Here is a 14900-nt window from a genome sequence, read left to right on the forward strand (position 1 = left end):
CGGCTCAGGTGCGCTTGCTCAAGGCCTCAAGGCAGCGGCCGGTAAGCTGGGTGAAGCGCTGAAACGCTACAAACTGCTCATGTTTCAGTGCCCGCCCGGATACCCGGTTATCGGCGTAGATCACCCCGATCTCGCGAGTGCCCGCCAGCAACGGCGCGATGAAGAACATACCCTGCCCCAGCCGTTGGCGAATCGGTTGAGTGACCAGCTCGGCCAGGTTGTAGCTCGCCGGCACCCCCATCCATAGCGCCTCTCTGTTTCGCAGCACGTAGCTGAAAATATGCTGCTGTTCCGGCTGGGCCACTGGCAGTACGAATTCGCTCAGCCAACCCTGGCTACCCTCGCCCACCACCCGCTTGGTGCGAAAGCAGGTGTGACCGTCGGCCAGCACCACCAGCATCACCCGCTCCAGACCCGCGCCCTGATTCAACCCCTTGAGCATGGTGTCGAGAATCAAGCCCACGTCGCCGCGCCGCGACACCATCATGCCCAGGTCCTGCAGCGCCTGTTGCAGCACCAGCAGGTTCGGTTGCAGCAGGCGTGCCCTGCGCTGCTCCTGCTGCAAGCGAATCTGCTCAGGGTCGGTATTGGGAATCAGGCTGCACAGTTTGCTTGCGCCAAAGGTGGAGGCCATCTTGACCGCCTCCTCAGCGCTGGCGAGCACCTGCTGGAGGGCATCTTCGGGGGTGACCCCGATGAAATTGGCCATTTGCTCGATCAGTACTTCCATCTCGGCCGAATCCCAGCCTTCAAGGGCCGCTTCGGCAATCCGCGCACCCAGGTTGACCGAAAATACCGCAGGGTCGTTGTGGCTCGCGGTGTTATGGGAAAGGCTGACGATTTCACCCAGATTCCAGCTTTTCACCAGGCCCTGAGTCAGTTGCCGGAAGCTGGTGCCAAGGACGTTGAGTACCGCTTCGTCGACATCCACCCCCGGTTGCGCGAGTGCACTTGCCAGCTCATCGGCCTGGCCGCCACCGCAGCCCCAGAACGCCAGCTCGCCCAGGTTATGCAGCAAAGCTGCAATGAATACCTCCTCCTGGTGCTTGGCCAAGACGTAGCCTGCGATATTGCGGGCTTGTACCGCGGCGTGAAACGAGCGGGCCAGCAGCTCCTGCAACTGCTGACGTGGCGCCAGCGTCAGAAGCCCGTCGATGAGGCTTACCGACATGCCAATCAGGCGAACGTTGTCGAAACCGATCATTACGATCGCCCGGGAGATGGTTTTGATGCCTTCCTGGGAGGGGTTGTAATAGACACTGTTACCGATGCGCAGCACCTTGGAGGTCAGGGACGCGTCGCGCAGCAGCACATCAGCCAGCTGTTGAACGGAGGATTTGTCCTGCTGCGTCAGTCGGTGCAAATCCTGTACGACTGCGGCCAGGGCTGGCAATTCGGCTTGATTTAAGCGATCGATCCATGACTGCAGCCCATGGCTATGTGTACCCAAGTTAACGTCCCCTCATTATTTTCTCGAAGTGTAGCAAGCCGTTGCCGCCGGCAGCTGTGGGCTCCGGCCTTTTTCCTGCTGATACAAGCTGTTACTGTACCGCGCATAAGCCCAAAAGACGCCACGGATCGGATCTTTCACTTGATGCGTCCTTACCTCCTCTCGCTCCTTTTCCTGATCATTAGCGCCTCTGCCGGAGCGGCGATACGTGAAAGCCATGGCTATGCACAATTCGGCACGCTCAAATACCCCGCCAGCTTTAGCCACTTCGACTGGGTAAACCCTGACGCGCCGAAAGGCGGCACCGTTCGAATCATGGCATCTGGCACCTTCGATACGCTGAACCCCTATACCTTCAAGGGCAGCAGCCCGGTCTCCACGGCCAACTTCCAGCAGTACGGTGTCACTGAACTGAATGCGACGCTGATGGCCGGTAGCGGTTCTTACGACCCCTCCGGCGATGAGCCGGCCTCAAGCTACGGGCTGATCGCCCAGACCATCGAATACAGCGACGACCGTAGCTGGGTGGTTTTCAACCTCAGGCCCAGTGCGCGTTTCCACGACGGCAAACCCATCTCGGCTTACGACGTGGCGTTTTCCTATCGCCTGCTGCTCAAGCAGGGCCATCCGCAATACCGCACCAACCTGCAGGAAATAAAGCGAGTCGATATTCTCAACAAGCACCGCATTCGCTTCGTCTTCAAACGCGCCGGCAATCCACTGCTGATCATGCGCCTCGGCGAATTACCCGTTCTGCCACAACATTACTGGAAGGACCGGGATTTCAAGATCACCACCTTCGAGCCACCGCTAGGCAGTGGCCCCTATCGCATCACCCAGGTCAGCCCCGGGCGCAGCCTGACCTTCAGCCGCGTGAAGGATTGGTGGGGCGAGCAACTGCCCGTCAATCGCGGCAAGTACAACTTCGATCAGGTGGATGTGGAGTTCTATCGTGACAGTCATGTGGCTTTCGAAGCCTTCAAAGCGGGCGAGTTCGACTTTTATATAGAGCAGCAGGCCAAGAACTGGGCGAATGGCTACCGCTTTCCGGCGGTGTTGCGCGGCGATGTGGTGCGGGTAGAAATACCGCACCAGATACCCACGCAAACCCAGGCATTGTTCATGAACTCCCGCCGCGCGATTTTTGCCGACCGCAAGGTACGCGAAGCCCTGGGCATGATGCTCGACTTCGAATGGACCAACCGCGCGTTGTTCAACAACTCTTACACCCGCGCCGCCAGCTACTACCCCAACAGCGAATTCTCCGCCACCGGCAGGCCGGAGGGTGCTGAATGGCTGCTGCTGTCACCTTACCGCAAGCAACTGCCAGCCAAGCTGTTTACCCAGCCGTTCCAGGTTCCCCAGACTGCTGGTCGCGGCATCCCGAGAGAAACTCTGCGTCGTGCTTTGGGTCTACTGGCCGACGCCGGCTGGCAGCCCTCGGGCGAGCGCCTGCTGAACGGCAAGGGCGAGCCTCTGCGTTTCGAACTGCTGCTGGTCAATCCGGGACTTGAACGTATCTTTCAGCCATTTATCGAAAACCTTCGCCGCATCGGCATTCAAGCCAATATCCGCACGATCGACCGCGCGCAGTACAAGCAACGCCTCGATCAATTCGACTTCGACATGATCTCCATGACGCTGCCGCAGACGCTGAGCCCGGGACTGGAGCAATCGCTGTATTTCCACTCCAGCCAGGCGAAGCTGAAAGGCGGCAAGAACTATGCGGGTGTGACCCATCCGGTGGTCGACGTGCTGCTCGATAAATTACTGTCAGCGAAGACCCGTGCCGAACAGGTGGCGGCCACCCGAGCCCTGGACCGCGTGCTGCTCTGGCAGCACTACACCATCCCCAATTGGTACATCAATTATCACCGCCTGGCCTACCGCAACCGGTTTGCCTTCGTCACCACGCCGCCTTATACCCTGGGCCTGCGCAGCTGGTGGCTGAAACCCACGGAGAATGCCCGATGATGCATCCACTGCGATCATTCCTGCTGCGTGGCAGCGCTACGCTGTTGCTTGGCCTGGCCAGCCTGGCTCATGCCGCCCCAGAACACGCCCTGACCCTGTATGGCGAACCGCCCAAGTACCCGGCTGACTACCAGCACTTTGACTACGTAAACCCCGATGCCCCCAAGGGGGGCACCTTACGCCAGGCCGGTTTTGGCAGTTTCGACAGCCTCAACCCGTTCATCACCAAGGGGGTTGCGGATAGCGACATTGGCATGATCTACGACACCCTGACCCGCCATAGTCTGGATGAGCCGTTTACCGAATACGGCCTGCTGGCCGGCAAGATCGAAAAGGCCGCGGACAATTCCTGGGTGCGCTTCTACCTGCGGCCAGAGGCGCGCTTTCATGATGGCCAGCCGGTGACTGCCGAAGACGTCAAATTCACCTTCGAGACGCTGATGAGCAAGGGCTCACCCATGTACCGCGGCTACTACGCCGACGTGGACCGCGTGGAGGTTGAAAGTCCGAGCAAGGTGCGTTTCATCTTCAAGCACGCCGGCAACCGGGAGCTGCCGCTGATCCTGGGTCAACTGCCTGTGCTGCCCAAGCACTGGTGGGCGGAGCGTGACTTCAGCGCAGCCAATCTCGATATTCCGCTGGGCAGCGGTCCGTACAAAGTTGCCGAGGTAAAGCCCGGACGCTCGATTCGTTATGAGCGGGTCAAGGATTGGTGGGGCGAGGATCTGCCGGTCAACCGCGGCTTCTATAACTTCGACAACATGGTGACCGACTACTACCGCGACAACACAGTCGCACTCGAAGCACTGAAAGCCGGGCAATTCGACTACTGGCTGGAAAGCAGCGCGAAGAACTGGGCCACCGCCTACGACACGCCTGCGGTCAAGGCAGGGCGATTGATCAAGGAGGAAATCGCCAACCATAACCCCACGGGTATGCAGGGCTTCATCTTCAATATCCGCCGCGAGCTGTTTCAGGACCAGCGCGTCCGAGAAGCCATGGGCCTGCTGTTCGATTTCGAATGGGCCAACCGCCAGTTGTTCAACGGCGCCTACACCCGGACACGCAGCTACTTCGACAATTCCGAACTGGCATCGAGCGGCCTGCCGGGCGCTGACGAGCTTGAAATCCTGCAACCGCTGCGCGAGCAGATTTCCCCGCGGGTGTTTACCGATGAATTTCAGGTGCCGGTCAGCGATGGCAGCGGCATCATTCGCGACCAGCAACGCCGCGCCTATCAATTGCTACAGGAGGCAGGCTGGCGCATCGAGGGCGACAAGATGCTCGATGCCGCGGGCAACCCGGTCAGTTTCGAATTCCTTCTTGCTCAAGCAGAATTCGAGCGCGTTCTGCTGCCGTTCAAGCGCAACCTGGCCGACCTCGGCATTGAAATGGTGATTCGCCGGGTCGATGTGTCGCAGTACGTCAACCGACTGCGCTCACGGGACTTCGATCTGATCGTCAGCGGATTCGGCCAGTCCAATTCGCCGGGCAACGAGCAGCGCGAATACTGGCATTCGAGCAGCGCCGACGATCCGGGTAGCCGTAACTTCATTGGCCTGAAAGACCCGGCCATCGACCGTCTGGTTGAGGCGTTGATCGGCGCAGACTCGCGCCAGAGTCTGATCGCCCATACCCGTGCGCTTGATCGCGTGCTGCTTTGGGGCCACTACGTGATTCCCAACTGGCACATTAAAACCTGGCGTGTGGCGTATTGGGATCGCTTCGAGCATCCGCCGATCACCCCGAAGTACGACATTGGCCTGAACACCTGGTGGGTGCGCCCAAAAGCCGACGTGACGCCACCACCGGTAGCACCTGAAGCCGGCCAGCCGGCGAGCACGGAGCACTAAGATGCTGGCGTATATCTTCCGTCGTCTGCTGCTCATCATCCCCACCCTGTTTGGCATCCTGCTGATCAACTTCGTCATCATCCAGGCCGCACCTGGAGGACCGGTTGAACAGATGATCGCCAAGCTCGAAGGTTTTGAAGGCGCTACTAGCCGCATTGCCGGAGGTGGTTCGGAAGTCGCGGTGGCGGGCTCCAACTATCGCGGCGCGCAAGGGCTGGATCCTGAGCTGATCGCCGAAATCGAGAAGATGTATGGCTTCGACAAATCAGCACCAGAGCGCTTCTGGGTCATGCTGAAGAATTACGCCCAACTGGACTTCGGCGAGAGCTTCTTTCGCGACGCCAAAGTGATCGACCTAATCATCGAGAAGATGCCGGTTTCGATTTCCCTGGGGTTGTGGAGCACCCTGATCATGTACCTGGTGTCGATTCCGCTGGGCATTGCCAAGGCGACGCGCCACGGCAGCGCCTTCGACGTGTGGACCAGCTCGGCGATCATCGTTGGCTACGCAATTCCGGCTTTTCTGTTCGCGATCCTGTTGATCGTGCTGTTTGCCGGCGGCAGCTATTGGGATTGGTTCCCGCTACGCGGTCTGACCTCGAACAACTTCGACGAGCTCAGCCTGGGCGGTCAGATTCTCGACTATTTCTGGCACTTGGCACTGCCGGTGACCGCACTGGTGATCGGCAACTTCGCCACCCTGACCCTGCTAACCAAAAACAGCTTCCTCGATGAAATCAACAAGCAGTACGTGACGACGGCAAGGGCGAAGGGCCTGACCAACAATCGCGTGCTATACGGCCATGTATTCCGCAATGCGATGCTGATCATCATTGCCGGCTTTCCTTCGGCATTCATCGGTCTGTTCTTCACCGGCTCGCTGTTGATCGAGGTGATTTTTTCCCTGGACGGGCTGGGCTTGATGAGCTTCGAAGCAGCAATCAATCGAGACTATCCGCTGGTGTTCGGCACCTTGTTCATCTTCACCCTCCTCGGCCTGGTCGTGAAACTGATCGGCGACCTCACCTATACCCTGGTCGATCCTCGTATCGATTTTGAACGACGGGAGGCTTGAGACGATGACGCTCTCCCCACTCAACAAACGCCGTTTCGATCGTTTCAAAACCCACAAGCGCGGCTGGTGGTCGTTGTGGCTGTTTCTCGCGCTCTTTATCCTGAGCCTTGGCGCCGAACTGATCGCCAACGACAAGCCCTTGACCGTGCGCTACGACGGCGAGTGGTACTTCCCGGTGTTCAAGCGCTATCCGGAAACCACCTTTGGCGGCGAGTTTCCGCTACAGGCCAATTACAAGAGCCCCTATATCCAGGACCTGATCGCGCAGAAAGACGGCTGGATGATCTGGCCGCCGATCCCCTTCAGCTATTCCAGCATCAATTACGACCTGCAAGTGCCGGCGCCGGCGCCGCCCTCCTCCGACAACTGGCTGGGCACGGATGACCAGGGTCGCGATGTCTTGGCACGGGTGATCTACGGCTTTCGCATTTCCGTGCTATTCGCCCTGATTCTGACCGTTCTGAGCTCGATCATCGGCGTGTTCGCCGGTGCCCTGCAGGGCTTCTATGGTGGCTGGGTCGACCTGATCGGCCAGCGCTTTCTGGAAATCTGGTCCGGCTTGCCGGTGCTCTATCTGCTGATCATTCTCGCCAGTTTCGTACAGCCCAACTTCTGGTGGCTGCTCGGGATCATGCTGCTGTTTTCCTGGATGAGCCTGGTCGACGTGGTGCGCGCCGAGTTTCTCCGCGGGCGCAACCTCGAATACGTGCGCGCCGCACGTGCTCTGGGGATGGAAAACGGCTCCATCATGTTCCGTCACATCCTGCCCAATGCCATGGTTTCGACCATGACTTTTATGCCTTTTATCCTCACCGGCGCCATTGGCACCCTGACAGCCCTGGATTTTCTCGGTTTCGGCCTGCCGCCAGGCGCACCGTCTCTGGGGGAACTGGTTGCTCAAGGCAAAGCCAACCTGCAGGCGCCGTGGCTGGGTATCAGCGCGTTTGCCGTACTCGCACTGATGCTGAGCCTTCTGGTATTTATCGGCGAAGCGGCCCGCGATGCCTTCGATCCGAGGAAATGATATGAGCGACTCAGAGAACCTCATCGAGGTACGCGATCTGGCGGTTGAGTTCGTCTCAGGCGATCTGAAGCAACGCGTGGTTGAGAACGTCAGCTTTACCATCGCCCGGGGTGAAACCCTCGCACTGGTCGGTGAAAGCGGCTCCGGCAAATCGGTCACCGCCCATTCCATCCTGAGGCTGCTGCCTTACCCGCTGGCGCAGCACCCCAGTGGCAGCATCCATTACGCAGGTCAGGACCTGCTCAAGCTCGGCGAGAATGCCCTGCGCGGCATACGCGGCAACCGTATCGCCATGGTCTTCCAGGAGCCCATGACGTCGCTCAACCCGCTGCACTCGATCGAAAAACAGATCAACGAAGTCCTGGCGTTGCACAAGGGCCTATCGGGCAAGGCTGCGACCATGCGGACTCTGGAACTGCTCGAACTGGTGGGCATTCCAGAACCGCACAAGAGGCTTAAGGCCTACCCCCACGAGCTGTCAGGTGGGCAACGGCAGCGCGTCATGATCGCCATGGCGTTGGCGAACGAGCCTGAACTGCTGATCGCCGACGAGCCAACCACGGCGCTGGACGTAACCGTACAGTTGAAAATCCTGGAGTTGCTCAAGGACCTGCAAGCGCGGCTGGGCATGTCGATGCTGCTGATCAGCCACGACCTCAACCTGGTTCGTCGAATTGCGCACCGCGTATGTGTCATGCAGCGCGGACAGATCGTCGAACAAGCGTCGTGCGAGCAGCTGTTCCGAGCACCGCAGCATGCCTACACCCAGGAACTGCTGGATGCGGAGCCCAGCGGCGCGCCGGTCGAACAGCCTCCAGGCGATACATTGCTGGAGGTGGACGATCTACGCGTGTGGTTTCCAATCAAAAAAGGATTGCTACGCCGCACCGTCGACTACGTGAAAGCGGTGGATGGAATCAATTTCAGTCTGCCCAAAGGCCACACCCTGGGCATCGTCGGCGAAAGCGGTTCTGGTAAATCTACGCTCGGTCTGGCGATTCTTCGCCTGCTGGGCAGTCAGGGCGCCATTCGCTTTCAGGGCCAGGCAATGGAGGGGATGTCACAGAATGAAATCCGTCCGTTGCGGCGGCAGATGCAGGTCGTGTTTCAGGACCCGTTCGGCAGCCTGAGCCCGCGCATGACAGTGAGCATGATTGTCGGCGAGGGCCTCAAGATTCACCGTATGGGAACCGAGGCTGAACAGGAACAAGCGATTATCGAGGCGCTGATCGAAGTAGGCCTCGACCCGGAAGCTCGGCACCGCTACCCCCATGAATTTTCGGGGGGACAGCGACAACGCATTGCCATCGCTCGGGCGCTGGTGTTGAAGCCGGCGCTGATACTGCTGGACGAACCGACCTCGGCGCTCGACCGCACCGTTCAGCGTAAGGTGGTCGAACTGTTACGGTCGCTGCAGGCCAAGTACAACTTGACCTATCTGTTCATCAGCCATGACTTGGCGGTGGTCCGAGCGCTCAGCCATCAACTGATGGTAGTGAAGCAGGGACAGGTGGTCGAACAGGGCTCGGCGGATGCGATCTTTGCCGCGCCACAACATATTTATACGCAGCAGTTGCTGGAAGCCGCCTTTATGGTTCCCACCGCTGCTGAAAATCGTTGAATGCATGAAGAGGAAGAACGCACATGGGTTTTTTAAGTGGTAAGCGTGTATTGATCGTTGGCGTAGCCAGCAAGCTTTCGATTGCGTCGGGCATCGCTGCGGCCATGCACCGTGAAGGCGCTGAACTTGCCTTCACCTATCAGAACGAAAAGCTCAAAGGACGTGTCGAGGAATTTGCCGCAGGCTGGGGTTCGAATCCGGAGCTGTGCTTCCCTTGCGATGTCGCCAACGACGAGGAAATCGCCGCAGTCTTCGAAGCATTGGCGAAAAAGTGGGATGGCCTGGATTGCATCGTTCACTCTGTCGGTTTCGCCCCGGGCGATCAGTTGAATGGTGACTTCACCGACGTCACTACCCGCGAAGGTTTTCGTATTGCCCATGACATCAGCGCCTACAGCTTCGTTGCGCTGGCAAAAGCCGGCCGCGAGATGATGAAAGGCCGCAACGGCAGCCTTTTGACCCTCTCCTACCTCGGTGCCGAGCGCACCATGCCGAACTACAACGTCATGGGCATGGCCAAGGCCAGTCTCGAAGCTGGCGTGCGCTACCTGGCCGGCAGCCTTGGCCCTGAGGGCACTCGTGCCAACGCGATCTCCGCAGGCCCCATTCGTACGCTTGCGGCGTCGGGCATCAAGAGCTTCCGCAAAATGCTCGCGGCCAACGAAAAGCAGACACCGTTGCGCCGCAACGTGACCATCGAGGAAGTCGGCAATGCCGGCGCATTCCTCTGCTCCGATCTGGCTTCAGGCGTAAGCGGCGAAATCATGTATGTCGATGGTGGCTTCAACACCACTGCAATGGGTGCAATGGAAGAAGAGTGAGACGCTTCATAGGGCAATAAAAAAGGGCCGCTAATGCGGCCCTTTTTTTCTTGTAGCGGCGAATCAGAAGCGCTCGATATCCGCTTCAGCTTCCAGTTTCTTGCGGAACGCCGCGAAGTCCTGCTGGCCACTGCGCGAAGCGAGGAAACGGCTGTACATGGTCTTGTCTTCTTCAGACAAGGCCACCTGAGGCTCGTTAACGCCATTGAGCTTCACTACGACAAAGTCGCCGTTGTTCAAGCTAACGCCTGCGAAAGTCGGCCGACCTGCGTCGCTGGGCTTGGGCATGCGGAACAATTCCTGCAGCACCACAGGCTCGATACCCTCGTGGCTGCGAGTTGCGGCCTCGGTGACCTGCCACGTCTGCCCTTGCCCCGCTTGATCTGCCGACGTTTCACCGGAGCGCAACGTGGAAATCAGCTGCTCTCCATTGGCCTTGGCCGCCTCACTTGCACGTACCTGGGTCAACTGTTCGCGAATGCTCTGCGCGACCTGATCCAGCGCCAAACGCTCCGGCTTCTTGTGCTCCTTCACCCGCACAACCACCACCGTATTGGGGTCGAGCTCGATGGCGGCACTGTTACTACCATCCTCCAGAACCTCGGCGCTAAAAGCCGCCTGTATGACTTGCCGGTTGGCCGTCAGACCCTCACCACCATCACGGCCGAACGCTTCGGTAACTTTCACCTCTAGCCCGAGCTCTTGTGCGGGCTGCGCGAGGTCGGACGCCTCGAATGCGCTGTCCTCGAGCTGCTTGGTCACTTCGACAAAGCGCTGCTCGACCTGACGGGCCTTGAGATCGCGTACCAGCTTTTCCTTCAAACTCTCGAAGGAAGGTACTTCCGGCGCCTGTACGTCGAGCAGCTTGATCAGATGCCAGCCGAACTCGCTGCGAACCGGTGGCGACACATCGCCTTTGTTCAGGCTGAAAAGCGCTTCCTCGAACGCCGGGTCGTAAACACCGGGACCCGCGTAACCGAGATCACCGCCATTGGCAGCCGAACCTGGGTCTGCAGAAAACTCTTTGGCCAACGCGGCAAAGTCATCGCCCTGCTTCAAGCGTTTTTCAACATCTTCGATCTTTGTTTTGGCCTGATCATCGCTAAGCGAATCGTTCACCTCGATCAGGATGTGAGCCGCTTGGCGCTGCTCTGCCAGGTTGGCGATCTCGTTCTGATAGGCGCTCTGCAACTCTTCGTCGCTTACCTCCACCTGATCGAAGAAACCGTCCTTGTTCAATTCGACGTATTCGAGCACCACTTGCTCGGGGCTCATGAACTCGCTGGCCTTGGCCTCGTAATACGCCTTGATGTCGTCATCGCTCAGTTGCACGGAGGCGCTGTCGGCCTTGAGAGTAAGGGTGGCGAAATCGCGAGTCTGCTTTTCCAGACGAGCAAATGCGGCAACTTCGGCATCAGTGACGAAACCACTGTTGGCGATACCGGCGCGCAGCTGGCCGATCAGCATTTCTTCTTCGAGCATCTGCCTGAATTGCAGGCGGCTATAGCCAAGCTGGCTGATCACCTGATCGAACCGACTCGCGTCGAATTTACCATCGACGAGAAACTCAGGCGTTTGCAATACCACCTGATCGAGTGCCTGCTGGGAAAACTCAAAGTTGGCATCGGTTGCAGCTTGCAGTAGCAAGGTGCGCTCGATTAGCCCCTTCATCGCGGCATCGCGGAGTAACTCTTCATCCAGCAGCGAGGCATCGAAGTCACGCCCCAGTTGTTGCAACAACTGGCGGCGCTGCATCTCGACGGCTTGATTGAGCTCGACGGTTGAAATCGCTTCACCATTCACTTCAGCCGCGTCTTGGCTGTTGCTCGTGCTGGTAAAAATCGCATCGACACCCGTCAGCGCGAGGAGCGCAACGATGACGCCGATAATGGTTTTGGCAATCCAACCCTGTGAATTGTCCCTGATGTTTTGCAGCATGCGTCCCCCAGAACGACCGAGCAGAAATAGACAGTCGCGCAGTGTGGGTAAAGTCCGGATAGAAGAAAGGCGCATCCGAGGATGCGCCTTCTCGTAACTGGCGAAGCGGATGGGGTTCGAACCCGCGATCCCCGGCGTCACAAACCAATACTCTAATTGGTCCTACTACCGCTCCGCTGCAGATCAGGTACCTGACCTGGAAATAATGCTCGAGGACGCTTAGTTGACAGCGTCTTTCAGAGCCTTACCAGCTTTGAAGCCTGGGATCTTAGCAGCAGCAATGCTGATCGGCTTGCCAGTTTGCGGGTTGCGGCCAGTGCGAGCTGCACGCTCTTTGACAGCGAAGGTACCGAAGCCAACCAGCACAACGGATTCACCGGCTTTCAGCGCGCCAGTGACGGATTCAATTACTGCGTCCAGCGCGCGGCCAGCAACAGCTTTCGGGATATCAGCAGATGCAGCAATGGCATCGATCAGTTCCGACTTGTTCACTCTAAGTCCCCTTAATTTCTGTTGAGTTTGTTTCTTAGTTTTTAGTGTAAGCGAAGCGGGTGCTGGATGGCCTGCTGACACAATAAGAGCCGCTTTATAACAAGGGCTCGAAAATGGTGTCAAGGAAGCCCTCCGGCTAATGCGTGCTAATTCGCTCCTTGGAATCAGACTCGCGCTTGTCATCCTTTGCTACCAACTCCGGAGCCGCATCGGGCAAGGGCTCCGGGGCGTATTGCAGCGCAATTTGCAGGACCTCGTCAATCCATTTAACCGGTTTAATCTGCAGGTCCTGCTTAATGTTCTCCGGAATCTCTTTCAGATCGCGCACATTCTCCTCCGGAATTATCACGATTTTAATCCCGCCACGATGCGCAGCCAGGAGCTTTTCCTTTAAGCCGCCAATTGCCAAGACCTGTCCGCGCAGGGTGATTTCACCCGTCATCGCGACATCGGCACGCACAGGAATCTGAGTCAACGCAGAGACGAGTGCCGTACACATCCCCACACCTGCGCTAGGGCCGTCTTTAGGCGTTGCCCCCTCCGGCATATGGATATGGATATCGCGCTTCTCATAGAAGTCCACAGGGACTCCCAGGCTCTTGGCACGGCTGCGTACCACTGTTAACGCAGCCGTGATGGATTCCACCATGACATCGCCTAGAGAACCGGTTTTGATCAACTGCCCTTTGCCTGGAACAACGGCTGCTTCGATTGTCAGTAACTCGCCACCAACCTGGGTCCAGGCCAGACCGGTTACTTGACCGATCTGATCCTGCTGCTCGGCCAGGCCGTAACGGTGCTTGCGCACTCCGAGAAAATGATCAAGCGAATCGGCGCTGACAACCACTTTAAAGCGCTTGTCCCGCGTATGCTCCTTCACCGCTTTCCGGCAGATTTTTGCAATCTGCCGTTCAAGGCTACGCACTCCGGCCTCACGGGTGTAATAGCGAATGATGTCGCGAATTGCCGACTCTTCGAATTCGAGCTCGCCTTTCTTCAAACCGTTTGCCTGGATCTGTTTGTTGGCCAGGTATTTGATGGCGATATTAATTTTCTCGTCTTCGGTGTAACCAGGCAGACGAATGACCTCCATACGGTCAAGCAGTGCTGCCGGTATGTTCATCGAGTTGGCAGTACACAGGAACATGACGTCAGACAGGTCATAGTCGACTTCAAGATAATGGTCATTGAAGTTGTGGTTCTGCTCGGGATCGAGAACCTCGAGCAGGGCCGACGCGGGATCGCCGCGCATGTCCTGGCCCATCTTGTCGATTTCATCGAGCAGGAACAGCGGATTGCGCACGCCGACCTTGGTCATTTTCTGAATCAGCCGACCCGGCATCGAACCGATATAGGTACGCCGGTGGCCACGAATCTCCGCCTCGTCGCGCACACCGCCGAGTGCCATGCGCACAAATTTGCGATTGGTGGCACTGGCGATTGATTCGGCCAGCGAAGTCTTGCCAACGCCCGGGGGACCAACCAGACACAACACCGGACCTTTGATCTTCTTGACGCGCTTTTGCACCGCGAGGTACTCGAGAATCCGCTCCTTGACCTCATCCAGACCGTAGTGGTCGGCGTCGAGAATGGCCTCCGCACGGGCCAGATCAAGCCTGACCTTGCTCTGAGCCTTCCAAGGAACATTCACCAGCCAGTCAATGTAGGAGCGCACGACGGTCGCTTCCGCCGACATCGGGGACATTTGCTTAAGCTTGTTCAGCTCTGCCTGGGCCTTGGTGTAGGCCTCTTTGCTCAAACCGGCGCTCTCGATGCGTTTTTTCAGCTCATCGAGCTCGTTATGGCCTTCTTCGCTATCACCTAGCTCTTTCTGAATGGCCTTCATCTGCTCATTCAGGTAGTACTCGCGCTGGCTGCGCTCCATCTGTTTTTTGACCCGACCGCGGATACGCTTCTCGACCTGCAAGAGATCGATTTCAGCATCGAGCAGCGCCATTACATGCTCGACGCGGGCGGACAAATCGGTAATCTCAAGAATTTCCTGCTTCTGCTCGATCTTCAAAGCCATGTGTGCCGCCATGGTATCGACCAGACGGCTGGGCTCATCAATGCTATTGAGCGAGGACAAGACCTCGGCGGGAACTTTCTTGCCCAGTTGCACGTACTGTTCAAACTGGCTTAACAGGCTACGAACAAACACTTCCGATTCGCGCTCAGGAGCGTCGACTTCATCGATCAGCTGCACTTCAGCCCGGCAATGACCGTCGATCTCAGTGAACTGCTCAATCTCGCCGCGCTGCTCACCTTCAACCAGTACCTTGACCGTACCATCAGGCAACTTGAGCAACTGCAGCACAGTCGCAACCGTGCCTACCCGGTAAAGCCCGTCTTCATTAGGATCATCGTCGGCAGGATTCTTCTGGGCGACTAAAAGGATCTGCTTTTCGCCCATCATCGCGGCTTCAAGGGCTTCGATGGATTTTTCGCGCCCTACAAAAAGGGGAATAACCATATGCGGATAGACCACGACATCGCGCAACGGCAGGAGAGGCAATTCGATGGTTGTCTTCATGATTTTCGGCTCTACGGCGGCCATACGGCCGTAAACAGATGGGAGGACCCTTGCCCCTAAGATGGGGGTAGCTCCCGCAAAAAACAAGCATTTCGACTGTAAAAGCAAAGGGGCCCGAA

10 protein-coding genes are annotated in these 14900 nt (G+C 58.0%); 6 read left to right on the plus strand and 4 right to left on the minus strand.

All coding sequences use genetic code 11. The annotated features are described in order from the left end of the window. Window positions 1-4: 4 nt before the first annotated feature. Window positions 5-1429 carry an HDOD domain-containing protein gene (locus ACX0MV_RS08170; protein WP_458982341.1) on the minus strand — a complete coding sequence of 475 codons (1425 nt, stop codon included), beginning with the start codon at window positions 1427-1429 and terminating at the stop codon, window positions 5-7. A gap of 165 nt (window positions 1430-1594) precedes the next feature. Between ACX0MV_RS08170 and ACX0MV_RS08175 the strand changes: the two genes are divergently transcribed. From ACX0MV_RS08175 to fabI, 6 genes are read left to right on the plus strand one after another with little or no spacing between them, the layout of a single operon-like run. After that, window positions 1595-3424: an extracellular solute-binding protein gene (locus ACX0MV_RS08175; protein ID WP_458982001.1), complete on the plus strand. Its 1830-nt coding sequence runs from the start codon at window positions 1595-1597 to the stop codon at window positions 3422-3424. Then, the gene (locus tag ACX0MV_RS08180; protein WP_458982002.1) at window positions 3421-5277 is read left to right on the plus strand and encodes an extracellular solute-binding protein; all 1857 of its coding nucleotides are present in this window, start codon (window positions 3421-3423) and stop codon (window positions 5275-5277) included. Before ACX0MV_RS08175 ends, ACX0MV_RS08180 begins: the two co-directional genes overlap by 4 nt. 1 nt (window position 5278) lies before the next feature. Continuing rightward, the gene (locus ACX0MV_RS08185) at window positions 5279-6352 is read left to right on the plus strand and encodes a microcin C ABC transporter permease YejB (protein WP_458982003.1); all 1074 of its coding nucleotides are present in this window, start codon (window positions 5279-5281) and stop codon (window positions 6350-6352) included. A 4-nt stretch (window positions 6353-6356) separates the two neighbouring features. Further along, the gene (locus ACX0MV_RS08190) at window positions 6357-7376 is read left to right on the plus strand and encodes an ABC transporter permease (RefSeq protein WP_458982004.1); all 1020 of its coding nucleotides are present in this window, start codon (window positions 6357-6359) and stop codon (window positions 7374-7376) included. 1 nt (window position 7377) lies between these two features. Beyond that, complete coding sequence (locus tag ACX0MV_RS08195; RefSeq protein ID WP_458982005.1) at window positions 7378-8997, plus strand: ABC transporter ATP-binding protein; 1620 nt, start codon at window positions 7378-7380, stop codon at window positions 8995-8997. A 23-nt stretch (window positions 8998-9020) separates the two neighbouring features. Next, window positions 9021-9818, plus strand: a complete 798-nt coding sequence (fabI, locus tag ACX0MV_RS08200) for an enoyl-ACP reductase FabI (RefSeq protein ID WP_458982006.1) — start codon at window positions 9021-9023, stop codon at window positions 9816-9818. Window positions 9819-9881: 63 nt separating this feature from the next. Here the strand turns inward: fabI and ACX0MV_RS08205 are convergent, their stop codons facing one another. The 3 genes from ACX0MV_RS08205 to lon form a co-directional block, all read right to left on the minus strand. Continuing rightward, on the minus strand, window positions 9882-11756 hold the full coding sequence (locus ACX0MV_RS08205; RefSeq protein ID WP_458982007.1) for a SurA N-terminal domain-containing protein: 1875 nt from the start codon (window positions 11754-11756) through the stop codon (window positions 9882-9884). A gap of 219 nt (window positions 11757-11975) precedes the next feature. Continuing rightward, window positions 11976-12248, minus strand: coding sequence for a nucleoid-associated protein HU-beta (gene hupB / locus ACX0MV_RS08210; RefSeq protein WP_458982008.1), 273 nt, complete (start codon window positions 12246-12248; stop codon window positions 11976-11978). A 136-nt stretch (window positions 12249-12384) separates the two neighbouring features. After that, window positions 12385-14781 carry an endopeptidase La gene (lon, locus tag ACX0MV_RS08215; RefSeq protein ID WP_458982009.1) on the minus strand — a complete coding sequence of 799 codons (2397 nt, stop codon included), beginning with the start codon at window positions 14779-14781 and terminating at the stop codon, window positions 12385-12387. Window positions 14782-14900: the final 119 nt, after the last annotated feature.

This window comes from Pseudomonas cistanchae, from assembly GCF_054483635.1.